General features: G+C 67.9%; 25 protein-coding genes and 1 pseudogene. 10 read left to right on the top strand and 16 right to left on the bottom strand.

Annotated elements, in window-relative coordinates; all coding sequences use genetic code 11:
* Positions 1 to 85: 85 nt before the first annotated feature.
* From AB4879_RS03360 to AB4879_RS03350, 3 genes are all read left to right on the top strand, one after another.
* Entirely contained in the window at positions 86 to 436 is a 351-nt protein-coding gene (locus tag AB4879_RS03360) for a DivIVA domain-containing protein (RefSeq protein ID WP_102808316.1), read from the top strand.
* Positions 433 to 1011: a DNA-3-methyladenine glycosylase I gene (locus AB4879_RS03355; RefSeq protein WP_370506421.1), complete on the top strand. Its 579-nt coding sequence runs from the start codon at positions 433 to 435 to the stop codon at positions 1009 to 1011. Before AB4879_RS03360 ends, AB4879_RS03355 begins: the two co-directional genes overlap by 4 nt.
* A 164-nt stretch (positions 1012 to 1175) precedes the next feature.
* Positions 1176 to 1343, top strand: a complete 168-nt coding sequence (locus AB4879_RS03350) for a DUF3117 domain-containing protein (protein ID WP_005059648.1) — start codon at positions 1176 to 1178, stop codon at positions 1341 to 1343.
* Positions 1344 to 1411: 68 nt separating this feature from the next.
* Here the strand turns inward: AB4879_RS03350 and glgA are convergent, their stop codons facing one another.
* Complete coding sequence (gene glgA, locus AB4879_RS03345; protein WP_370506418.1) at positions 1412 to 2575, bottom strand: glycogen synthase; 1164 nt, start codon at positions 2573 to 2575, stop codon at positions 1412 to 1414.
* 180 nt (positions 2576 to 2755) lie between these two features.
* Here glgA and glgC point away from each other — a divergent pair, with 180 nt between their 5' ends.
* The gene (glgC, locus tag AB4879_RS03340) at positions 2756 to 3970 is read left to right on the top strand and encodes a glucose-1-phosphate adenylyltransferase (RefSeq protein ID WP_036343821.1); all 1215 of its coding nucleotides are present in this window, start codon (positions 2756 to 2758) and stop codon (positions 3968 to 3970) included.
* On the opposite strand, the gene AB4879_RS03335 is transcribed toward glgC, so the two are convergent.
* The 8 genes from AB4879_RS03335 to AB4879_RS03300 form a co-directional block, all read right to left on the bottom strand.
* Complete coding sequence (locus AB4879_RS03335; protein ID WP_370506417.1) at positions 3967 to 5010, bottom strand: hypothetical protein; 1044 nt, start codon at positions 5008 to 5010, stop codon at positions 3967 to 3969. The two genes, glgC and AB4879_RS03335, sit on opposite strands and share 4 nt — an antisense overlap.
* A gap of 29 nt (positions 5011 to 5039) precedes the next feature.
* On the bottom strand, positions 5040 to 5633 hold the full coding sequence (locus AB4879_RS03330) for a DUF4126 domain-containing protein (RefSeq protein ID WP_370506416.1): 594 nt from the start codon (positions 5631 to 5633) through the stop codon (positions 5040 to 5042).
* Positions 5634 to 5718: 85 nt separating this feature from the next.
* A complete protein-coding gene (locus AB4879_RS03325) occupies positions 5719 to 6393 on the bottom strand; it encodes an isoprenylcysteine carboxylmethyltransferase family protein (protein WP_370506415.1) in 675 nt (224 codons plus the stop codon).
* A gap of 7 nt (positions 6394 to 6400) precedes the next feature.
* Positions 6401 to 7996: an ABC transporter permease gene (locus AB4879_RS03320; protein WP_370506414.1), complete on the bottom strand. Its 1596-nt coding sequence runs from the start codon at positions 7994 to 7996 to the stop codon at positions 6401 to 6403.
* On the bottom strand, positions 7993 to 8916 hold the full coding sequence (locus AB4879_RS03315; RefSeq protein WP_370506413.1) for an ATP-binding cassette domain-containing protein: 924 nt from the start codon (positions 8914 to 8916) through the stop codon (positions 7993 to 7995). Before AB4879_RS03315 ends, AB4879_RS03320 begins: the two co-directional genes overlap by 4 nt.
* Entirely contained in the window at positions 8882 to 9559 is a 678-nt protein-coding gene (locus tag AB4879_RS03310) for a TetR/AcrR family transcriptional regulator (RefSeq protein ID WP_102808323.1), read from the bottom strand. The genes AB4879_RS03315 and AB4879_RS03310 overlap by 35 nt, the downstream gene beginning before the upstream one ends.
* A 97-nt stretch (positions 9560 to 9656) precedes the next feature.
* The gene (locus AB4879_RS03305; protein ID WP_370506412.1) at positions 9657 to 10082 is read right to left on the bottom strand and encodes a hypothetical protein; all 426 of its coding nucleotides are present in this window, start codon (positions 10080 to 10082) and stop codon (positions 9657 to 9659) included.
* A 458-nt stretch (positions 10083 to 10540) separates the two neighbouring features.
* On the bottom strand, positions 10541 to 11206 hold the full coding sequence (locus tag AB4879_RS03300) for an O-methyltransferase (protein WP_102808325.1): 666 nt from the start codon (positions 11204 to 11206) through the stop codon (positions 10541 to 10543).
* Between the two features lie 220 nt (positions 11207 to 11426).
* Here AB4879_RS03300 and sigE point away from each other — a divergent pair, with 220 nt between their 5' ends.
* The 4 genes from sigE to tatB all read left to right on the top strand — a co-directional run bounded on the left by sigE (position 11427) and on the right by tatB (position 14779).
* Positions 11427 to 12200: an RNA polymerase sigma factor SigE gene (sigE, locus tag AB4879_RS03295; protein ID WP_370506411.1), complete on the top strand. Its 774-nt coding sequence runs from the start codon at positions 11427 to 11429 to the stop codon at positions 12198 to 12200.
* A 132-nt stretch (positions 12201 to 12332) separates the two neighbouring features.
* Complete coding sequence (rseA, locus tag AB4879_RS03290) at positions 12333 to 12767, top strand: anti-sigma E factor RseA (RefSeq protein WP_102808327.1); 435 nt, start codon at positions 12333 to 12335, stop codon at positions 12765 to 12767.
* A gap of 79 nt (positions 12768 to 12846) precedes the next feature.
* Positions 12847 to 14346 (top strand): S1C family serine protease, encoded by a 1500-nt coding sequence (locus AB4879_RS03285; protein WP_370506410.1) that lies wholly within the window; start codon positions 12847 to 12849, stop codon positions 14344 to 14346.
* A 4-nt stretch (positions 14347 to 14350) separates the two neighbouring features.
* A complete protein-coding gene (tatB, locus tag AB4879_RS03280; RefSeq protein WP_370506409.1) occupies positions 14351 to 14779 on the top strand; it encodes a Sec-independent protein translocase protein TatB in 429 nt (142 codons plus the stop codon).
* Between the two features lie 4 nt (positions 14780 to 14783).
* Here the strand turns inward: tatB and AB4879_RS03275 are convergent, their stop codons facing one another.
* The 5 genes and pseudogenes from AB4879_RS03275 to AB4879_RS03255 form a co-directional block, all read right to left on the bottom strand.
* The gene (locus tag AB4879_RS03275; protein ID WP_036343834.1) at positions 14784 to 15926 is read right to left on the bottom strand and encodes an Mrp/NBP35 family ATP-binding protein; all 1143 of its coding nucleotides are present in this window, start codon (positions 15924 to 15926) and stop codon (positions 14784 to 14786) included.
* A gap of 11 nt (positions 15927 to 15937) precedes the next feature.
* A complete protein-coding gene (locus tag AB4879_RS03270; protein WP_142391393.1) occupies positions 15938 to 16546 on the bottom strand; it encodes a VC0807 family protein in 609 nt (202 codons plus the stop codon).
* A gap of 96 nt (positions 16547 to 16642) precedes the next feature.
* Complete coding sequence (locus tag AB4879_RS03265) at positions 16643 to 17827, bottom strand: lytic transglycosylase domain-containing protein (RefSeq protein WP_102808331.1); 1185 nt, start codon at positions 17825 to 17827, stop codon at positions 16643 to 16645.
* 117 nt (positions 17828 to 17944) lie between these two features.
* Positions 17945 to 18499: a DUF1003 domain-containing protein gene (locus AB4879_RS03260; RefSeq protein ID WP_102808332.1), complete on the bottom strand. Its 555-nt coding sequence runs from the start codon at positions 18497 to 18499 to the stop codon at positions 17945 to 17947.
* Between the two features lie 4 nt (positions 18500 to 18503).
* Positions 18504 to 19803 (bottom strand): annotated as a pseudogene (locus AB4879_RS03255) (magnesium transporter MgtE N-terminal domain-containing protein); the annotation flags it as partial.
* Positions 19804 to 19827: 24 nt separating this feature from the next.
* On the opposite strand from AB4879_RS03255, the gene AB4879_RS03250 reads away from it, so the two are divergent.
* On the top strand, positions 19828 to 20796 hold the full coding sequence (locus AB4879_RS03250; RefSeq protein WP_370506408.1) for a CoA ester lyase: 969 nt from the start codon (positions 19828 to 19830) through the stop codon (positions 20794 to 20796).
* Here AB4879_RS03250 and AB4879_RS03245 read toward each other — a convergent pair.
* Positions 20793 to 21245, bottom strand: coding sequence for a DUF4190 domain-containing protein (locus tag AB4879_RS03245; protein WP_370506407.1), 453 nt, complete (start codon positions 21243 to 21245; stop codon positions 20793 to 20795). The genes AB4879_RS03250 and AB4879_RS03245 overlap by 4 nt on opposite strands.
* A gap of 4 nt (positions 21246 to 21249) precedes the next feature.
* Positions 21250 to 21873, bottom strand: coding sequence for a DUF4190 domain-containing protein (locus tag AB4879_RS03240; RefSeq protein WP_102808336.1), 624 nt, complete (start codon positions 21871 to 21873; stop codon positions 21250 to 21252).
* Between the two features lie 162 nt (positions 21874 to 22035).
* Here AB4879_RS03240 and AB4879_RS03235 point away from each other — a divergent pair, with 162 nt between their 5' ends.
* Entirely contained in the window at positions 22036 to 22554 is a 519-nt protein-coding gene (locus tag AB4879_RS03235) for a general stress protein (protein ID WP_036343845.1), read from the top strand.
* Positions 22555 to 22685: the final 131 nt, after the last annotated feature.

Here is a 22685-nt window from a genome sequence, read left to right as displayed (position 1 = left end):
ATCTCTCGCCCAAACCGACATTTCGCCGCGGAAATGCGAGTGCAAGCATGCCGAACGTCGATCTCGGCGCAAGTAATCTCGTGACGTGACGTTGATCCTGCTGTACCTGGTGGTGCTGATCCTGATCGGCATCGTCCTCTTCGGGGTGGCCAGCCTGGTGTTCGGGCGGGGCGAGCAGTTGCCGCCGCTGCCGCGCGCCACCACGGCCACCGTGCTGCCCGCCTCCGGGGTCACCGGCGAGGACGTCGAGGCCGTCAAGTTCACCCAGGTGTTGCGTGGCTATAAGACCAGCGAAGTGGACTGGGTGCTGGACCGTCTCGGCGCCGAGCTGGACCAGCTGCGCGGCGAGCTCTCCGCAGTGCGTGCGGCCGCGGGCCTGGACGAGCCGGTACACACCCACCACGCCGCGCCCGCTGCCGACGAGGAATCGGTGTGAGCGAGACCGCCGAGGACGACGGCCGCACCCGCTGCGGCTGGGCCCAGAACCAGTCGGTGCTCTACCGCGACTACCACGACGACGAGTGGGGCCGGGTGCTGCGCGGTCAGGTGGCGCTGTTCGAGCGGATGAGCCTCGAGGCGTTCCAGAGCGGCCTGTCGTGGCTGATCATCTTGCGTAAGCGGGACAACTTCCGGCGGGCGTTCGACGGCTTCGACATCGAGACGGTGGCCGGCTACACCGACCGGGACGTCACCCGGTTGATGGCCGACGAGGGCATCGTGCGCAATCGCGCCAAGATCGAGGCGACTATCGCCAACGCCAGGGCCGTCGCCGAACTCGACGTCGACCTGTCCGATCTGCTGTGGTCCTACGCCCCGCCGCCGCGCCCGCGGCCCAAGACGATGGCCGACGTGCCGGCGATCACCCCGGAATCCCAGGCGATGGCCAAGGACCTCAAGAAGCGCGGTTTCCGCTTCGTCGGCCCCACCACCGCGTACGCGCTGATGCAGGCCACCGGGATGGTCGACGATCACCTGGCGTCGTGCTGGGTTCCCCGCCCGACCGCAGCGTGACGGCGCAAATCGGACCCCCTTAATCGGCCCTTTCACACCAATGCCCGCCGATAAGGAACAATAGAATCGAAAACAAGCAGTTCAGTGCCGACGCACCGGCCACGTGCCCGGCGCTGGACCGGGTCCGTGAGCACGGGCCGGCTCGAACCTGGAGGGAGCACTCGATGGCGGCGATGAAGCCCCGGACCGGTGACGGTCCGCTGGAAGCAACCAAGGAGGGGCGCGGCATCGTGATGCGGGTACCGCTGGAAGGCGGCGGGCGACTGGTGGTCGAGCTGACCCCCGACGAGGCGGCCGCCCTGGGTGACGAACTCAAGAACGTCACCAGCTAACTGATCCACCTTCGAAACCCCGCGTGACCCGCGGGGTTTCTTCTCTGCCGGTCGCCCCTTCGGTCGGCTTAGGCCGACACCTTGCGGTAGATCTCGAGTGTCTGCTCGGCGATGTGCGCCCACGAGAACTCGTCGATGCAGCGCTGCCGGCCGGCCGCCCCGAAGCGGCGCGCCTTCTCCAGATCGCCCACCAGCGCATTGACCGCCTCGGCGAGCCCGGCCTCGAAGCCTGCCGGGTCCGTCGACTCGTAGTGCACCAGGGTTCCGGTCACCCCGTCGTCGACCACCTCGGGTATGCCCCCCACGTCGGACGCCACCACAGCCGTTCCGCAGGCCATCGCCTCCAGATTCACGATGCCGAGCGGCTCGTACACCGAGGGGCATACGAAAGCTGTTGCCGCCGAGAGTATCTCGCGGATCTTTCCGATGGGCAGGAACTCCTGCACCCAGAACACGCCGCTGCGCCGCGCGGCCAGTTCCTGCACGGCCGAGCTCACCTCGGCGGCGATCTCCGGGGTGTCCGGCGCACCGGCGCACAGCACCACCTGGATCTCCGGGTCGAGGCGGTGCGCCGCGGCGATCAGATGCGGGACACCCTTCTGCCGGGTGATCCGGCCGACGAACGCCACCATGGGCCGCGACGGGTCGACGCCGAGTTCGGCGAGCACCGATTCACCCCGCTCCGGCGGCGCCGGATACCAGACGTCGGTGTCGATTCCGTTCTTCACGACATGAACCCGGTTGGGGTCCAACGCCGGATACACCGACAAGACGTCGTCGCGCATGCCGGAACTGACCGCGATCACCCCGTCCGCCGCTTCGACCGCGGTGCGCTCCACCCACAGCGACACCCGGTAGCCGCCGCCGAGCTGTTCGGCCTTCCACGGCCGCAACGGTTCGAGGGAGTGCGCGGTCAGCACGTGGGGGACGTCGTACAGCAGCGACGCAAGGTGACCCGCCATCCCGGTGTACCAGGTGTGCGAATGCACCACCGTCGCCTCGGCGGCCGCATTGGCCATCACCAGATCCGCGGACAGCGTCGACAGCGCCGGGTTGGCCGCCTTGAGTGCAGGGTCGGGCTGATGGACGAAGACGCCCGGACGCGGAGCGCCCATACAGTGCACGTCCACCTCGCACAGCCGCCGCAATTGTGCGACGAGTTCGGTCACGTGAACGCCCGCCCCGCCGTAAACCTCGGGTGGATACTCCCGAGTCATCATCGCCACCCGCATACGCCCGACGGTAGTGGCCCGCGCTGCGCGGCGCATCCTCTTCCCCGTCGCTTCGCTCGCCCCGACCTTGCGGGTCAACGTGATTGCGCGCGACCCCAAGTCGCTTCGGTCGCGACACGACGACCTGCAATAGCGGCGTTGGCCTAGCCGTCGGTTGCGTGTGCCGATAGGTTGGTTTTCATGAGGGAATTGCCACACGTGCTGGGCATCGTCCTGGCAGGCGGAGAGGGCAAACGGCTCTACCCGCTGACCGCTGACCGGGCCAAGCCGGCGGTTCCCTTCGGCGGCGCCTACCGCCTCATCGATTTCGTGCTGTCGAATCTGGTCAACGCGCGCTACCTCCGCATCTGCGTGCTCACCCAGTACAAGTCGCATTCGCTGGACCGGCACATCTCGCAGAACTGGCGGCTGAGCGGCCTGGCCGGTGAATACATCACGCCGGTTCCCGCTCAGCAGCGCCTCGGCCCGCGCTGGTACACCGGCTCGGCCGACGCCATCTACCAGTCGCTGAACCTGATCTACGACGAGGATCCGGACTACATCGTGGTTTTCGGTGCCGACCACGTGTACCGGATGGACCCCGAGCAGATGGTCAAGTTCCACATCGAGAGCGGGGCCGGCGCCACCGTCGCCGGTATCCGGGTGCCCCGCGCCGAGGCGCACGCATTCGGGTGCATCGACGCCGACGAGTCCGGCCGCATCCGGGAGTTCATCGAGAAGCCGGCCGACCCGCCGGGTACGCCCGATGATCCCGAGCAGACCTTCGTGTCGATGGGGAACTACATCTTCACCACCAAAGTGCTCATCGACGCCATCCGGGCCGACGCCGATGACGACAACTCCGATCACGACATGGGCGGCGACATCATCCCGCGGCTGGTGTCCGACGGGATGGCCGCGGTGTACGACTTCAGCAACAACGAAGTCCCCGGCGCCACCGAGCGCGACCACGGCTACTGGCGCGACGTCGGGACGCTGGACGCGTTCTACGACGCCCACATGGATTTGGTGTCGGTGCACCCGGTGTTCAACCTCTACAACAAGCGCTGGCCGATCCGCGGGGAGTCGGAGAACCTGGCGCCCGCGAAGTTCGTCAACGGCGGCTCGGCGCAGGAGTCCGTGGTCGGCGCCGGCAGCATCATCTCCGCGGCGTCGGTGCGCAATTCGGTGCTGTCGAGCAACGTCGCGATCGAGGATGGCGCCATAGTCGAGGGCAGCGTGCTGATGCCCGGCGTGCGGGTGGGCCGCGGCGCGGTGGTCCGGCACGCCATCCTCGACAAGAACGTGGTCGTCGGCCCCGGCGAGATGGTCGGCGTCGACCTGGAGAAGGACCGCGACCGGTTCGCGATCAGCGCAGGCGGCGTGGTGGCTGTCGGCAAGGGCGTCTGGATCTAACCGGCCGCAAGCAGCTCCGGGCCGATGATCTGGATGCTGCTGCTGCCACCCCCGTCGCTGCCGGTCACCACGATGGCACCGGAATTCGGTTCGACGGCAACGGAATTGGGTTGGCGCACGGTGGCCACATCGGCGAGGGTCCGGCTCGCCGCCGGGTCTGCGAGATCAACCACCCGCACCGCGTTCCGCTCGGTCAGCGTGATGTAGAGGCGGTGGCGCCGGGCGTCGTACGCCAAGCCGTAGGGCTTACCCGGTGCATCGATTCTGGCCGCCTGGCTCACCTTCGGATCGATGCGCTCGATGTAGACGGCGCCGCCGTCTGTGTCGGCGAACGCGGCCAGATCACCGGACAGCGAGACCGCGTGGGTGAGCTTGGCCCCCACCGGAGCCTGGCTGACCAGCTCGCGGGTCGAGCCGTCGTACACCCACACCCCGTTGCCCTGGACGTCGGCGACGGCTGCGTAGTTACCGACGGCCGCGACACCGCCGGGCTGCGGCGGACCGGCCGGCAGTGACCCGACGACCTGACCGTCGCGGACGAACAGCACGCCGCCGCCGCCTTCGTTGGTCACCACGATGGTTCCCGACGCCGTCGCCGCCGCGTCGTGCGGCTGCCGTCCGACGCCGGTGACGGTGGTGGTGATGCGGCCCTCGGCGAGGTTCAGTTCGAGGAGCTCAGCGGTGCCCTCCAACGGGGCCAGCACGGGGCCGTCCGGACCGGCCAGGCTCAAGTGGCGCGCGGCGCTCGGGGTCGGGATCCGCTGGCGTTGCCTGCCGGTGGTGGCGTCGAACAGCACTATGGCGTTGGGATCCCGCACCGCGACGGCCGCGATCCCCGACGTGCCGACGACGACGCCTTCCGGTGCGTTGCCGAGTGGGACGACGATGCCGACCGGCGCCGCGGTGGGCGGACCTGCCCTGGCCGGCTCGGCGGGCGGGGCATGCGTAATGCTGACGGGCTTGGGTTCACCGGCGCACCCGGCCGCCACCGAGCATCCGATCACCAGTACGCACAGCGAGGTTTGGATGCGGCGGCCCACGTGCGCACAGTGCCCCACCAGGTTGCCGGCTAAACCGGGCGCCGCGCAGCCTTGCGTCGTCGTCGGCGCCGCCACAACGCGACCGCGGCCCATGCCAGGGCGGCGATCACCACGAGTACCAGCGCCGGGATGAGGATCGCGATGAACACGAGTGCGACGCTGACGATGTCCTCGACCGTGCTGAGCACCGGCGCCGCGGTGCCGGCCGAGGCGACGTTCGCCGCCGGGCGGACCGCCGTCTTGGTCAAGTGGACGACCAGGGCCGTGACAACGCCGATCGCGACCGGTACCCACTGACCGGTGCGGGCGAACTCACCGGGATCGGTGACCGCGGCGGTCTGCGCGGCGGTGCCCGACCCGAAGACGATGCCGCCGGCCGTCGGGCGGACGAACGTCTGGACTACGTCGTTGACCGAGTCCAGGGCGGGGATCTTGTCGGCGACGATCTCGATCAGCAGCAGGACCGCGACTATGGCGATCACCCAGCCGTTCTCCAGCCACGACCACCCGGTCGGCAGAGTGACGAGGTCGGTGAACCGGGCCAGCAGCGCAAGCGACAGCAGCGGGATGTAGGCGTTGAGGCCCGCGGCGGTGGCCAGCCCGAAGCCGGTCATCAGCTCCATGGCGCCTCCTCATGCCGTCACAAACTCGCATCCAGGATGACGCGTCACTAACGAGATTTCCTGGCATCGACGATGATTCAAGTGCTCACCAGATCAGGGGCACCAGACGGTAGCGCACCTTCTGGGTGTACTGCCGATAACCGTCCAGTTCCTCGGTGAGCATCTTCTCCTCGTCGAGGATTCGCGCCGCCATCAACAGCAGCCCGACGACGACGAGCAACAGGGCCCAATACGAGCCGAGCGCCAGCGCGATCCCGATCATCAGGATTACATTGCCGAAGTACATCGGATGGCGCACAACGCCGTACAGCCCGGTACTCACCAACGGTTGGCCCTCCTCGACGGTGATGTTGGCCGAGGCGTACTGATTCTGTACCACCACCCACATCGCCAGACCCAGGCCGACCGCCACCAGCACGTCGCCGGCAACCGACAACCAGGCAGGCACCGTCGACCAACCGAAGCGGTAGTCCAGGGCCGGCACCACCAGCATCGCCGCGAACACCAAAAACGTCCCGGCGATCACGACCTTCTGGACCGGCCGGGTCTCCGCCCTGACGCCGGCATGGGTGCGCCGTTCGAACGCGTCGGGATACTTCCGGCCCAAATACAGTGTCGGGACCAGGCTCGCGATGCTGAACACCGCGAGGAAAGCCCAGCCCTGCCAATAGTTCACGGTCCCCGCGGGCACGAACAGCAGCACAGCGAAGGCCGCGATACCCACGATCGACGAGATCGCAATACGAAGTGACGTTCCCATGGCTCTCCTACACGACGTCGCGGCGGCGATAGATCGCACCGGCGATCAGCGTGACCGCGACGCCGATCGCCACCATCACACCCAGTGCCACAACGGAAACCGATGACGGTGCGGTGGTACGCCCCACCGGCGAGGCCTCGATCAACCATCGCGGCAACCGCAGCAGCGCACCGAGATACAACGCGACGACCACGAATGTCACGGCCACCCAGCCGATGCCGGGATGACGCAACGCGACGCCGAGGGCGGCGATCCCTGCCATCACCGCCATCGCAGGCAGGAAGGCCAGCGCAGCCCAGGTCAAGCGCAGGATCGTGGCGGGCTCGCCCAACGTCAATCCGGCGCCGATGCCGTTACCCAGGCCTGCGCAGGCCAGCAGCACCGCCGCACCGATCAGCCCCGCGCCGACCGCCGACAACAACCACGCCCAGCGCGACACCGAACCCGCCAGCACCGCCTCGCCGATTCCGGACTCCTCGTCGCGGCGCAGCCGCACCACAACGGTAACCACATACGCGGTGGTCGCCGCGGCCAGGAACTGCGTCATGGTGGTGTACACACCGTCGGTGCCCTGCGCCGAAAGCAACCGGGCCAGAAGCTCATTGCCTCTCGCCGCGTCCAGCAGCGATTTGGTCATCGAACCGAACGCCGCCCCGGCGATCAGCAGACCAACCGCCCAGCCCACGGTCAGGCCGCGGTGAATCACCAGCTGTAGACCGAAGACCCCGCCGACCGGTCGCGCACGGGAGTGCTCACCGGAGGACGCCAGGACACCGTCGTCGTACTGGCGGCGGCTCTCCAGCGCCACGGTGGCCGCGACGAGTGCGACGGCCAGCGCAGCCAGCAGCCCGAGTGGCCACCAGCGCAATGCGACGAAGGGGCGCATCTGCTGCGCCCACGCGATGGGGGAGAACCAGCTCAGCGCGCTGCCGGAGTTGTCGATCACATCGCCCGCGCCCCGCACCAGGACGGCCGCGGCCAGTGTCGCGAGCGCGGCTCCGCTGGCCGTTCTGGCCTGCCGCCACAATTGCGCGCTCAGCGCCGCGACAGCTCCGAAAACCGTTGCCACGGTGGTGATCCCCAAAATCATCGCCGCGGTGTCGACCACCGCGAACCCGGTGGCGGCCATGGCGATCGTCATCGTCACCGACAGGACGGCGTTCACCAGCACGATGACGATCAGGGCGGCGGCCGTGCGGGCATGGCGGCCGACGATCGAGGACAGCACGAGTTCGGCGGCTCCGCTTTCCTCTTCGGCGCGGGTGTGACGAATGACGGTCAGGATAGCCAGAATCGATGCCGCCACGATCAACGTCAGGGTCAGTTCATTGGCCATCATGACGCCGAGATCGGTCTCGTTGACCCCGAACATCGGTCCGCCCAACATGATCCCGGCCGGGGTCTTGAGCAAGTTCACGCGGGCCTGGCGCTGCGCCTCGTCGGGATACGCGAGTTTGATCCCATTGGGGGCGTAGACCATCATCAGTGTCAGCGCCGAGATCCACGCCGTCAGCCGGATCCTATCGCGACGCAGGGCGAAGCGGACGAGCGTCCCGGTCCCGGTCAACCGGGACGGGGCGGGGGCGGTTGCGGTTGCGGTCATGGCGCGGGCGTCCGGTATTCGCGCAGGAACAGGTCTTCCAGGGAGGCCGGCGTGACCGTCAGGTCCGCGATCCCGAGCTGGGTGAGATGCACCATCGTCGCGTCCAGTACGTCGCGGCCGACGGTGAATCGGACCTGGCCGTCGACGATGTTCACGTCGTGCACGCCGGGCCATCGAGCCACCACGGTGGGGTCGCGGTGGGTGCGTGCTGTCACCGTGGTGCGCATCAGGTGCTGGAGCTGGGCCAGCGGCCCCGATTGCACGGTGCGCCCGGCGCGGATGATGGTGACTGTGTCACAGACTTTTTCGACCTCGGCCAGGACGTGGCTGGAGAGCAGCACCGCCGCGCCGCGGCCGGCGACCTCGCGGACGCATTCCTGAAAGACGTTCTCCATCAACGGGTCGAGGCCCGACGTCGGCTCGTCGAGAATGTAGATGTCAGCGTCGGTGGCGAAGGCGGCCACCAGCGCCACCTTCTGGCGGTTGCCCTTCGAGTACGTACGGGCCTTCTTGTTCGGGTCGAGTTCGAAGCGCTGGATCAGCCAGTCCCGCCGGCGGGGGTCCGCACCACCGCGCAGGCCGCACAGGAAGTCGATCACCTGACCGCCGGTCAGATTCGGCCACAGCGTCACATCCCCGGGTACGTAGGCGATGCGCCGGTGCAGCGCCACCGCGTCGTGCCACGGGTCACCGCCCAGTAGGCGGACGTGGCCGCCGTCGGCGCGCAGCAGCCCGAGCAGGATGCGGATGGTGGTGGATTTGCCTGCGCCATTGGGTCCGAGGAATCCGGCGACCGAACCGGCGCGAACGGTCAAGTCCATGCCGTCCAGGGCCCGGGTTCGGCCGAAAGTCTTTACCAGACCGTGGATTTCGACCGCTGCGGTGTCAGTCCGCGCTGTCGGTGCCGATGCCGTCGTCATGTTGTTCTCCCTCGGTGTGGGTCACAATTTCGCCGTGTGCGGCGAAGCTGTCGAACATCGTCGAGTCGGTGAGCAGGCCCTCGGTGTAGAGCTCGAGGGCGGGCAGCATCATCTCGTTGGCGTAGTCGTGCAGAACAGCCCGTAAATCCGTTGGGTTGTCGTGCAATTGGAGGTAGAGCAGGAAGGCGCCGCCGCCTGCCATGCCGAGATACTTCGCGCGTGCGGCTGGGTCGCGGCTCGGCTTGATCGTGCCGGCGTGGACCCCCTCGTCGAGATAAGCCTCGACATTCGCGAACATGGTGCGCCACAGGTTTCTGGCCAGCTCGCCGCCGGTCTGCATGCTGCGCACAAGGTAGGCCATCATCGGCGCGAACGATTCGATCTCGGCCGCCGCGGCGAGCCACGTGGCCGGGTCGGTGGAACGAATCGTCTCGGATTTCTCACTGCGGACTTCTTCGGCGATGTAGTCGTCGCACGCTTGGCGCAATCCGTCCTTCGACCCAAAGTGGTGGATCACCAGCCCCGGGCTCACCCCGGCGGCCTCGGCGATCGCCCGCACCCCGACATCGAATCCGCGGGCGCCGAACAGCTCGATGGCGGCGTCGCGAATCCGGGCCACGGTCGTCAGGTCCGTTGAACGCATGTTTAGGATGCTAAACACTTGTTCAATCGCCGGTCAAGCACCAACTGCATCGACGGGTGGAACTGGTGGTGGGGCGGTCGCCCGGTACGGACGCCTCTCAGGCGGCAGTGCGCAACGCGACTGTCTCGACAGCCACCGGCGCGGGCCGGGCGGCGCGGTTGAGCAGGATCTCGAATGTGCGGGCGGCGCCGATCGACCCGTAGGAGTACGGCTGGTCGCGGTGCAGTGCTGAACCGGGGATGCCGTCGATGTCGACGCGGACGCGATGAGTGCTTGGGTCGCCCGCCGAACCGGTCTCGGTCACAGTGGCCGCCAATTCGGCCAGCGGGATTCGGACCGCGTCCCGGCGGCTGCCGACGATCAGCGAACTCTTCGTGATGCGCAGGTCACCCCATGTCGCCAGCACTCCCTCGCGGCCGTTACGGCGACTTTGCGAGAGATCGAAAAACATCGCGGCAATTCCGAGGAGAGCAAAGGGCACGAACAATGTCGCCACCAGCACGGGGCTTATCCGTGGATCCATGTTTTCCCCCAGAACACCCTGCGCTGTCAGCTGTTAACGGCCGGACATATCCCCGCAATACTTCTGCCTCACACCAACTTTGGTGCGAGGTTGCCCATATAACCAGCAAGGTAAACGCGTTTGCGATGACTCTTGTCGATCAGAGTCGCCCTCGCTCGCGATGACCTCACGGGTCAAAATCCTATTGAGTAGGAAGCGGGGATAACTGCACTTTAAGAGAGTTTGCTGGAATTCAGCATGATGGAAATATGGCAACCAATAACCAGCGGGGAATTGGCGTCTTCACCGGTTTGGCGAACGTCGCGTCAATGCTGGTGAGGGGATTTTCAAGCGCGGGACGGCGCGGGGAAGCGCCATGAAATCTGCACGTCCGTTGAATATCAGCAAACTTCGACCGGGAATGCGACGAGCAAAGCGCCGCCGGCCGCAGTGGTCAGCGCATCACACGAACTGCCAAATCAGTCGCGGGCCGCGACCAGGATTCCGTCACCGAGCGGAATCAACACCGGGGTCAGCCGCTCGTCCTCGGCGATCAGCCGGGCCGCCTCGCGCACGGCCGCGACCTCGGCGTCATTGGCCGCCGGGTCACCGGCGCGGCCGCCGAGCGCGGAGCGATGCACGACGATCGCGCCGCCTGGGCGCAGCAGGCGGATGCCCTCGACGATGAAATCGGCCTGATCCGACGGTGCGGCGTCGAGAAACACCAGGTCATAGGACTCGTCGGCCAGCCGGGTGAGGACTTCCTGGGCTCGGCCGGCGATCAGCCGGGTACGCGACGGGCCGATGCCGGCCTCGGTGAACGCCTGCTTGGCGATGCGCTGATGCTCGGGCTCGATGTCGATGGTGGTCAGGACACCGTCGTCACGCATCCCCGACAGCAGCCAGAGCCCGCTCACGCCGGCACCGGTGCCCACCTCGACAACTGCTTTGCCGCCGGACAGCCGGGCAAGTACGCTGAGCAGCGCACCGACCGCCGGTGTCACCGCTCCGGCGCCGGCGTCCACAGCTCGCTCCCGGGCGGCCGCGACAATGGCGTCCTCGGAGATCGAACCCTCCGCGTGGGCGAGCATCCGGTCGGCGCGGCTGGCCTCCGGCTGGCCTGTTTGGTCCTCGGTAGTGGCCATTCTCAGCAGCGTAGGCGCAGTTGTATCGGCGAGCGGGCAGGCGCGCCCGGCGCCGGTGGGCGCCACAACGGCCGGTCCGATGCGGGGATGCCAGACGTCAAGGATGACGCGCCGTCCAGCAGTGAAAGAGCTGGACACGAATCGATAACGAAAGTATTTCTTAGTCAAACCTTAGTTAGCTCAAATCGCCCCCACACAGGATTGGGGAACGGTAGCGGGCATGGAACAGAGCCCCCGCTGGTCGGGGAATATGCCCGACAACGGTCGCGTTGTCAGGCTTGATGCGGTCGACGGCACCCAGCCGTCAACGCAGGTCAACCAGGAGGATCCGACGACCACCACATTGATGGCTCCGGCACATATGTCGCACCCCGAGCAGTTGGGGGAAGCCGAGTGGGTTGAACCGTCCGAGGAACTGCAGGGCACCGCGGTGTTCGATGCCACCGGCGACCGGACGGCCATGCCGTCCTGGGACGAGCTGGTCCGGCAGCACGCCGACCGGGTGTACCGGCTGGCCTATCGCCTGTCGGGTAACCAGCAGGACGCCGAGGACCTCACCCAGGAGACCTTCATCAGGGTGTTCCGCTCTGTGCAGAACTACCAGCCCGGCACGTTCGAAGGCTGGCTGCACCGCATCACCACCAACTTGTTCCTCGACATGGTCCGCCGCCGCGGCCGCATCCGCATGGAGGCGCTGCCCGAGGATTACGACCGGGTCCCCGCCGACGAGCCCAACCCCGAGCAGATCTTCCACGACTCGCGACTGGGTGCGGATTTGCAGGCCGCGCTGGATTCGTTGGCGCCGGAGTTCCGTGCCGCCGTCGTCCTGTGCGACATCGAGGGTCTGTCGTACGAGGAGATCGGTGCGACGCTCGGCGTCAAGCTGGGCACCGTGCGCAGCCGCATCCACCGCGGTCGCCAGGCGCTCCGCGACTACCTGGCGGCCCATTCCGGCCAGCGGGGACTGGCTGACTTCACGGCCGAATCGGCGTAGACCGACGGGCAGCGGCCAAACTGTGGCCGGCATGTCATGTCACCGAGGGTTTCGCGCGCTACATTCGATCTAGCGGCGCAGCACCAGCGAGGTAAATCTCGTGCTGACGCGAACCCCGAGAGGAGCGCAGTGATGGTCGACCGTGGACACATGTTCCGTCGAGCATTTTCCTGGTTGCCCTCACAGTTCGCCTCGCAGAGTGACGCGCCCATCGGGGCGCCGCGGCAATTCGGTTCCACCGAGCACCTGTCGATCGAGGCGATCGCCGCGTACGTCGACGGCGAGCTGAGGATGAAGTCGTACCTACGGGCGGCGCACCATCTGTCGCTGTGCCCGGAGTGCGCGGCCGAGGTGGAGGGCCAGAGTCAGGCTCGCACCGCGTTGCGGGATTCCGTTCCGATCAGCATGCCGAGCAGCTTGTTGGGGCTGTTGTCGCAGATCCCGCAGGCGGCGCCGGACGATTCGGGTGTGCCGGACGGGCGAAGCCGCCCTGGCAGCGACATCGAGTCCGGACTCGCCGATCAGTTAGCTGAACGCACAGACCGTGACCGGCGTAAGCGCCGGTAGGGTGGATGTGAAATCGGGCAGTGTCGTGCCCGGTCCCACAGCGCGCGCTCGCGGCTGAGCGCTTGGATAGAGGTTGAACTTGAGCCCCAATCAGGACAACTCCGGCAGCAGCCCCCGTCTGGCACCGCGTCCGGTCTCCCGGCCTGCCGTCGATCCGGCCGCCACCCGCACGTTCGGGCGTCCCCAGGGTGTCGACGGCTCGTTCGTGGCCGAGGAGCTGCGTCCCGCCAAATTCCGCGGGGAGGTCGAATTCCAGCCCAAGGACCACGTCCCGGACCCCGTGCTGGGCGAGGCGTTCGGCCGGCCCTATCCGGGTGGCGAGTCGCTGCAGCGGCACCCCGCCGACGCCGGGGCGCTGGACGCTGAGCGCGACGACGATTCCGACGACGTCGACGATCCCTGGCGGGACCCGGGGGCGGCGGCCGCTCTCGGCACGCCGGCGCTGCAGCAGGCGGCACCCGTGGTCGCGGCCGGGCCCACCGGCAAGCTCGGCGTCCGCGACGTGCTGTTCGGCGGGCGGGTGTCCTACGTCTCGCTGGCGGTGCTGGGCATCATCGCGCTGCTGATCGGGTTCGCCGGCGGCTGGGTGGGGCGCAAGACCGCCGAGGTCGTCGAGGCGTTCACCACGTCGAAGGTCTCGCTGGCCACCAACAGCACCGGTGAGGTGCCGCCCGGCAGGTTCGCGAAGGTCGCCGCGTCAGTCGCCGATTCCGTCGTCACCATCGAGGCGGTCAGCGACGACGAAGGCGCTCAGGGCTCCGGCGTCGTCGTCGACGGCCGCGGCTATATCGTCACCAACAACCACGTGATCTCCGACGCCGCCAACAATCCGAGCAAGTTCAAGATCTCGGTGGTGTTCAACGACGGCAAGTCGGTGCCGGCCAACCTCGTCGGCCGCGACCCCAAGACCGACCTGGCCGTGCTCAAGGTCGACAACGTCGACAACCTGACGGTGGCCCGCTTCGGGGACTCCGACAAGGTTCACGTCGGCGACGAGGTGATCGCCGCCGGTGCCCCGCTGGGTCTGCGCAGCACCGTCACCCACGGCATCATCAGCGCGTTGCACCGGCCGATCCCGCTCTCGGGTGAGGGTTCGGACACCGACACCGTCATCGACGCCATCCAGACCGACGCCTCGATCAACCACGGTAACTCCGGTGGCCCGCTGATCAACATGAACTCTGAGGTCATCGGCATCAACACTGCCGGAAAGTCGTTGTCCGACAGTGCAAGTGGCCTCGGATTCGCCATCCCGGTCAACGAGGTCAAGCAGACCGTCGAGGCGCTGATCAAGGACGGCAAGGTCGCGCACCCGACGCTCGGACTCTCGGCGCGCTCGGTCAGCAACGACCTCGCCCAGGGCGCGCAGGTGGCCAACGTCAAGGCGGGCAGTCCCGCCGAAAAGGCCGGCATCCTCGAAAACGACATCGTGGTCAAGGTCGGCAACCGCACAGTCGCCGACGCCGACGAGTTCGCGGTCGCCATCCGTCAGCTCAAGATCGGTCAGGACGCGCCCATCGAGGTCATCCGCGATGGCCGCAAGGTCACGCTGACGGTGAACCCCGCGCCGGACAACTGACCCGATGTTCGCGAACGTCGGCTGGGGCGAAATGCTCGTGCTGCTGGTCATCGGGCTGGTGGTCCTCGGCCCCGAGCGGCTGCCGGGTGCCATCCGGTGGACGTCGAATTCGTTGCGGCAGGCCCGCGACTACATCAGCGGCGCCACCAGTCAGCTGCGTGACGACCTCGGGCCCGAGTTCGAGGATCTGCGCCAGCCGCTGAGCGAGCTGCAGAAGTTGCGCGGTATGACCCCGCGGGCCGCGCTCACCAAACACCTTCTCGACGGCGATGATTCGTGGATCGGCGAAGCGTTCCAGTCGCCCGGAGCCGCCGGGCCTGCGACATCAGACACAGTGAAGCCGCACAGTGCGCCGCCCCCGCAGGCCGTGGTGCCAAAGCCTGAGCCGTTGCCGCCCGGTACGCCGGCACCTTTCGATGCCGACGCGACCTGATCGCCTACAGGTGGCGGGTGGTGTCCAGGCCCAGCGACATCCCGGCCAGCCCGCGCCGTCGTGCCGCCAGCTTGTCGGCGATGCCGCGCAGTTCCTTGCCGGCCGCTGAATCGGGCGCTGAAAGAACAAGCGGCACACCGGAATCGCCGGCCGCCACCAACGCGGGGTCGAGCGGCACCTGGCCGAGCAGCGGCACATCAGCGCCGACCGAACGGGTGAGACTCTCGGCGACCTGACGGCCGCCACCTTCGCCGAAGATCTGCATCGTGGTGCCGTCCGGCATGAGCAGCCCCGACATGTTCTCCACCACGCCGACGATGCGTTGGCGGGTCTGCAGCGCGATCGCCCCGGCGCGTTCGGCCACCTCGGCGGCGGCGAGCTGCGGTGTCGTCACCACCAGGATCTCGGCGCCCGGAACCAGCTGAGCCACCGAGATCGCCACATCGCCGGTTCCCGGCGGCAGGTCGAGCAGCAGCACGTCGAGGTCGCCCCAGTACACGTCGGCAAGGAACTGCTGCAGCGCCCGGTGCAGCATCGGCCCACGCCACACCACCGGTGCGTTGCCCTGAGTGAACTGGGCGATCGAGATGACCTTCACATCGTGGGCGACCGGCGGCAGGATCATCGACTCGACCTGGGTGGGGCGGTCGTCGGTGCCCATCATGCGCGGCACCGAATGGCCGTAGATGTCGGCGTCGAGGACGCCGACGGACAGGCCGCGGGCCGCCAGCGCCGCAGCCAGGTTGACCGTCACGCTCGACTTGCCGACACCGCCCTTACCGGAGGCGACGGCGTACACCCGAGTGAGGGAGCCGGGCTGGGCGAAGGGGATCACCGGTTCGGGCGCATCGCCGCGCAGTTGCTTGCGCAGTTCGGTGCGCTGCTCGTCGTTCATCACATCGAGTGCGACGGTCACCGCCGCGGTGCCCGGCACATCGGCGACGGCCTGGGTCACCCGCTCGGTGATCTCGGTCTTCTTCGGGCACGCGGCCGTCGTGAGGTAGACCTCGACATGCACGGCGCCGTCGTCGGCGACCGAGATGCTCTTGACCATGTTGAGCTCGGTGATCGGCTTGCGCAGCTCGGGATCGATCACTTTGCCCAGCGCAATGCGCACCTGGGTCTGCAGTTCGTTCTTTTCGGACATCAGGGCCGAGTCTAGGTTGTGCGACCCCTGTCAGCGGAAACGGCCTGAGTACTGACGCGGCGCCCGGTGACGACGGTCGCGGTCACCAGAACGCCGATGACGGCGATGGTGATCACCGAGTTGACGCCGTTGGCGGTGTCGACGGAGAACTTGCCGATGACGATCAGCCGGATCGCGACCTCGAGCAGCAGACCGACACCCCACATCGCGGACAGCCGGACGTGGATGCGGCGGCGACGGTCGGCGTCTGATGTTTCCCGCTCCTCGTCGGCGTTGCTGAATCGGTCACTGACGACCTGGGTCAACGGGGTGCCGATCACGCAGCTGCCCAGAAAGATCAGTCCGCCGATTCCGTTGACGACGGTGTTGCCGACCAGGACCAGTTTGGGATCGGTCGTGGACAACCCGACGGCCAGACTGAGCCCGAAGGTCAGCAGCAGGTAGACGGCGAACGGGTCCAACCGCCGGACTCTGACCACGCTGTAGATCACCCGTAGGCCCGACAACACCGTGGCCGACAGCAGGGCGATGTATTCGGACACTCCCGCCGCGCGCAGTCCGTAATAGGCGATCAGCGGCGGCGCGACGTCGGCCGCGACGGTCTGGAGCACGGGTCGCATCGACCGTTGTTGTGCCGGATTACGTTGACTCACAACGCGTTACGTTAGCGCCGCTGTCTGTCCGCTCGCTGTGCGAGCTCGGACCGCCTGGTGTGGCTAGCTGGCCGGGCCCGGCAGCGCCCCGTGCACGGCAGGCAGCGGCGCCGCGGGCGCCGGCACCTCGGCGACCGGCTCGGGAGCGGGCGCCGGCGGCGGGGGCGGCGACAGCCACGGCGGCTGCCACGGGGGCGGCGCGTCCGGCATTGCCTGAGGTTGGGCGGCCACCGGCGGGGGAGCCTGCGAACCGAGGCAGATCACCTGGCAGGGCAGCGACGGCAGCTCACTGGCGGGGCCGGGCAGCGGGCCCAGCGCCAGCGATCCGGCCGTCTCGGTGTTGTTGATGCTGAGCTGCGCCAGCGGATCGGTGGGCGGCAGCCCGATGGCATTGAGCGGCAGGCCCGGACCCAGGCCCTCCGGGTTCTCCAGGTGGGCGTCCCCGAGAGCGGGCGCCGGCCCGACGATCGGCGGCAGGTTGATCGGCTCCACGCCGGTGGCGTAGGCGGCGGCCCAACCCAGCACATTCTGGGCGTAGGCCATCGAGTTGTTGTAGCGCAGGATCGCGGTCAGCACCTGCGACTGGTTGCGCAGGTTCAGCCCGCCGCTGCACAGGTAGCGGGCCGCGGCCAGCGCCGCGTCGTAGACGTTCTGTGGGTCGGCCTTGCCGTCGCCGTCGCCGTCGGCGGCGTAGCGCGACCAGGTGCCGGGCAGGAACTGCATGGGTCCCATCGCCCGCGCAAACACCGGGCGGCCGGCCTGGACCGTCTGCACGATGACCTCGTTGCCGGACAGGGTGCCGTCCAGCGTCGGGCCGTAGATCGGGTTGATCGCGGTGCCCCGCGCGTCGGTGGCGCCACCGTTGGCATGCATGGACTCGATGCGGCCGATGCCGGCCAGCAGGTTCCAGCTCAGCCCGCAGCCCGGCGCGGCCACTGACATCTTCTGTTCGGCATTGCGATAGGCCGCCAGCGGAACGGACGGGATGCGCAGGGACCCGATCGAGCTGACCACCATCGCAGGCGGCGGAGCAGACGGGGTGGCCGCCGCGAAGTGGAAGTTGGTGGGTTGCTTGGTCAGAGCGACGACGGTGACACCCGAGGTGTCGATCTGCGGTGACACCGCGGCCAGTGGAATGACGTCCTTGCCGACCACCGGTGCGTGCGGCAGGTCGGGGGCTGCGCTGACCGCGCCGGCAAGCACGACCGGGGTGAGCACAGCAATTCCGAAAGCAGGTTTCCGCACCATCCGGCTGACGCGGTTTCCTATGCCCACTCGTCCGTCCTCAGATCATGCCGCCTGTGTGAACCAAGTCACCATACATATCTTCGTGACCTCAGTGGTATCCAATGGTCACCTTTGTCACTAACTCACCTCGTCCCCGACGGGCTCGACGGCCGGCCGGGCCTTTTTGGCTTTGTCCTTCTTGGCCTTGCCGCCGTTGTCGGACTGCAGCGATTCCAGCAATTCGCGAATCTCCTCCAGCTCGCGGCGAAGGTAGTCGCGGGTGGCAACCTCGCCGACCGCCAACCGGAGCGATGCCAGCTCGCGGGCCAGGAACTCGGTGTCGGCTTTGGTCTGCTGAGCGCGCCGGCGATCTTCCTCCAACGACACCCGGTCGCGGTTCTCCTGCCGGTTCTGCGCCAGCAGGATCAGCGGCGCGGCGTAGGCGGCCTGGGTGGAGAACGCCAGGTTCAGCAGGATGAACGGGTAGGGGTCCCACCGCCATCGCACCGCGAACAGGTTCAGGGCGATCCAGACGACGACCAGGATCGTCTGCCACGCGAGGTAGCGCCCGGTGCCCAGGAACCGGGCGATCGATTCACTGAACCGGCCGACCGCCTCCGGATCGACGTTGAACGACAGCCGACGCGACGAGCGCGGGGTGTCCAGGCGCTGGCGTGCGGACAAGTCGCTCACGTCGCCCCCTCTGCGCTGGCCGCCCGCTCGGACAGTTGTGGATCCTCGTAGCTTTCCCGCCAGTCGTCGGGCAGCAGATGGTCGAGCACGTCGTCGACGGTCACCGCGCCGAGCAGGTGGTTCTCCTCGTCGACCACGGGACCGCAGACCAGGTTATAGGCGGCGAAGTACCGCGTCACCCCGGCCAGTGACGTGTTTGGGGTGCAGCTGGGCAGGTCGGTGTCCACGATTCCGCTGACCAGGTTGGCGGGCGGTTCGCGCAGCAGCGCCTGCAGGTGCACGCAGCCGAGGTAGCGGCCGGTGGGGGTGGCCGTCGGGGGCCGCACCACGAACACCAGCGACGCCAGCGCCGGCGTCAGGTCGGGGTCCCGCACCCGGGCCAGTGCCTCGGCGACGGTGGTGTCGGGCGCGAGCACCACCGGGTCGGAGGTCATCAGACCGCCCGCGGTGTCGGGGGAGTGACTCAGCAGACGTCGCACCGGCTCGGAGTCCTCGGGATCCATTCGGCGCAGCAGCACCTCGGCCTCGGTCGGGTTCAGCACGCCGAGAAGGTCGGCGGCGTCGTCGGGGTCCATCGCCTCCAGGACGTCGGCGGCTCGTTCGGTGTCCAACTGCAACAGCAGGACGGTCTGGTCGTCCTCGGGCAGCTCCTGGAGGATGTCGGCCACCCGCTCGTCGTCGAGCGCGTTGATCAGTTCGGTGCGGCGCTTTGCCGGCAGATCGCGGATGGCGTCGGCCACCTCGATCGGGCGCTGGCCTTCGAACTGGTGCAGCAGTTGGGCCACCCCCTGGCCGGGCATCGACAGCGCCGACGGGGTCAGGCCAGCCACGTTGTGCCAGTCCACCACCTGGATCGTCGAGCGCCGGCCCAGCCTGCGGTGGCTGCGCACCGCGACCCGGGTGACCACCCAGTCGCGGACGCGGGACTGTTCGATACCCAGGTCGACGACGATGACGTCCACACCGGACATCTGCGGCAGCTCCGGGTCGTTGACCCGCACCCGGCTGTCGAGGACCTGGCCGAGCACCAGAACCTCACCGGGCCGCTGCGCGAAGCGGCGCAACGACACATTTCCGGTGGTGAGCGTGACGGCGTTCGGCTCGATCGCGGTGACTCGCAGTATCGGTACGAAAATCCTTCGGCGAGTGAGCATTTCGACTACCAAGCCGAGGACGCGCGGTTGCTGACGGACGATGCTCATACTGATCACGACGTCGCGAACGCGGCCGAGGGATTCGCCATCTGGACCGAGCACGGCCAGTCCTGCCAGCCGCGCCGCGTACACCCTGTTCACCGACGCCATGAGTGAAAGGGTAGGAGTGTAAGCGTGGAGAACGCTTATCGACCCCGTCGAACGTGCTTGTCGGTTCCGGGCAGCAGTCTCAAGATGATCGAGAAGGCCAAGGCATTGCCTGCCGACGAGGTGTTCCTCGACCTCGAGGATGCGGTCGCGCCAGATGCCAAGGCGCAGGCCCGCAAACAGGTCGGTGCGGCATTGGCGAGCCCGGGCTGGGCGGGTCAGCTGCGGGGTGTGCGGGTCAACGACTGGACCACGCCGTGGACGTACTCCGATGTGATCGACGTGGTGTCCGAGGTGGCTTCGGCCCGCGACGGGCACCTCGACGTCATCGTGCTGCCCAAGGTGACCGACGCCGGCCATGTTCACGCCCTCGACCTGTTGCTGACTCAGCTCGAGCTCACCCACGGCCTGCCGGTCGGGCGGATCGGGGTCGATGCCCAGATAGAAGATGCCAAGGGACTGGCCAACATCCACGCGATCGCCGCCGCGCCGCGGGTGCAGGCGTTGGTGCTGGGCCCGGCGGACCTGATGGCCAGTCTGAACATGCGCACCTTGGTGGTGGGTGAGCAGCCGCAGGGATACGACGTCGGTGACGCCTATCACCACGTGTTGATGACGATCCTCGTCGCCGCCCGCGCGCACGGCATCGCCGCGATCGACGGGCCGTATCTGAAGGTGCGTGACGTGGCGGCGTTCCGGCGAGTGGCGGGCCGGGCGGCGGCGCTGGGCTACGACGGCAAATGGGTGCTTCATCCCGACCAGATCGACGCGGGTAACGAGATTTTCTCACCCGCCCAAGCCGAATACGACCGCGCCGAGCTGATTCTGGAGGCCTACCACTGGCACACGTCGACGGCGGGCGGGGCCCGCGGCGCGGTGATGCTCGGTGACGAGATGATCGACGAAGCCAGCCGCAAGATGGCGCTGGTGGTCGTCGGCAAGGGCCGGGCGGCCGGCATGCAACGTCAGGGTGAGCGGTTCACCCCGCCGAGCTAGTAGCTGCTCGGTGACGTCGTGGTACTGGCCGCGAGGATGACGACGAACGCGACGTAGAGCACGATCAGGGCGATGATCACCGCGCCGATGGCCACGCCGGCGACCGCGAGCCCGAAGCCGTCCTGCCCGGTGCGCTTGGTTTCGCGCATCGCGACGATCCCGAGAATGATGCCGGCGATCGAGGGCAGCCCGCACAGCAGCAGACCGGCCAGCGATGTCACCAACGCGGCGATGGCTTTTCCGTTGGTGCCTGGTGGTTTGGTCGGCCGGTACGGGTCGTAGGGGTCGCCGTAACCGAGGTAGGCCGGCGGCGGGTACGGGTAGCCCGGGTACCCGGTCGGCGCCGGGTAGACCGGTGGCGGCATCGCGGGGAAGTTCGCCGGATAGTCCACCGGGGCGTACGGATCAGCCGACGGCGGTGTGCCCTCCGGGTGCGGGGGATAGGTCATCGGGTCAGCGCCAGGCGTAGATCGCCCAGATCACGCTGATGATCAGCGTCGCGACGCCCACCACGATTCCGGCGATGGCCAGGCCGTAGCCGCCCTGACGGGTTTTCTTGATCTGGTTGAGCGCGAGGATGCCGCAGACGATCCCGACGATCGAGCCGATCCCGCACAGCAATCCGATGACCGACGCCACCAGCGACCAGATCGCCAGGGTGTTGGTGCCCGTTGCCGGGGCCGGGTAGCCGTAGCCGCCCTGGTACGGCGCGGCCCCGTACTGCGGCGGCGGAGGGGGTGGGTAGGCGCCGGGTTGCGGAGGCGGATAGGCCGACGGCTGCTCGCCATAGCCGGGTGCCCCGTACGCGCCGGGGGACGGCGGTGGGTAGCCCGGTTGCGGGCTGTAACCCGGCGGCGGATAGCCGGGCGCGCTGTAGCCCGGCGGCGGCGGGTAGGCGCCCGGCGCGTCGTAGCCGGGATAGGCCGGTGGGGTGGGCTCGTAGCCCGACGGGGTGCTCTCGTAGCCGGGTGACGCCGGGTTCTGTTCGATGGGCGGGGCTTCGTGCGTCCCCTCGGACGGACCCTGTTCGCCCGCGTTCTGCGGCTTTTCGCCGGAGTCGCCGCCGGAAGCTGTCATGCTGTTCAACCTAGCGTATGTGCAGGTAGCGCGGGGCTGGCTTGCCGTTGGGGCACCAACGCCGGCGGTACCACGTTGATCAGGTTGATCAGGAATTTGGCCCGTTTCGGCGGGTGCGACACGACGCGACAAACGCCGCGCACGACAGGAGAATGAGCAGTTATGACCAGCCCTTTCCCACAGGGTCAGAACCCCGGTGGCGCCGCCGCCGCGTCACGCCGCGGGCCGGTCGGCCTGCCCACCCCGCCCAAGGGGTGGCCGATCGGCTCGTATCCGACCTACGCCGAGGCCCAGAAGGCCGTCGATTACCTGTCCGACGAGCAGTTCCCGGTGGAACAGGTGACCATCGTCGGTGTGGACCTGATGCAGGTCGAGCGCGTCACCGGCAGGTTGTCATGGCCCAAAGTGCTGGGCGGTGGCGTGATCACCGGCGCCTGGCTGGGTATCTTCATCGGCTTGGTGTTGGGATTCTTCAGTCCCAACCCGTGGGCGTCACTGATCACCGGCGTCGTCGCCGGCGTCATATTCGGATTGATCACCTCCGCGGTCCCGTATGCGATGGCGCGTGGGACAAGGGATTTCAGCTCCACCATGCAACTGGTCGCGGGCCGCTATGACGTGCTGTGCGACCCGCAGAGCGCCGAGAAGGCGCGGGACATGCTGGCGCGCTTGAAGATTTGACGCGCTGATCACGGCGAATGCGGTCACGATCTGGCCGCATCCGGCGCGGGAGTGTTGCACATCACGGCAGGGGAGCTCTACGGTTTGGCCGCGGGGCATTGTCCTGCCGTGATGCAGCCTGCGCCGAGCGC

Origin of the sequence: Mycobacterium sp. SA01 (assembly GCF_041287105.1) — a bacterium.
Lineage (GTDB): Bacteria > Actinomycetota > Actinomycetes > Mycobacteriales > Mycobacteriaceae > Mycobacterium.
This window is presented reverse-complemented; position numbering and strand designations above follow the sequence as displayed.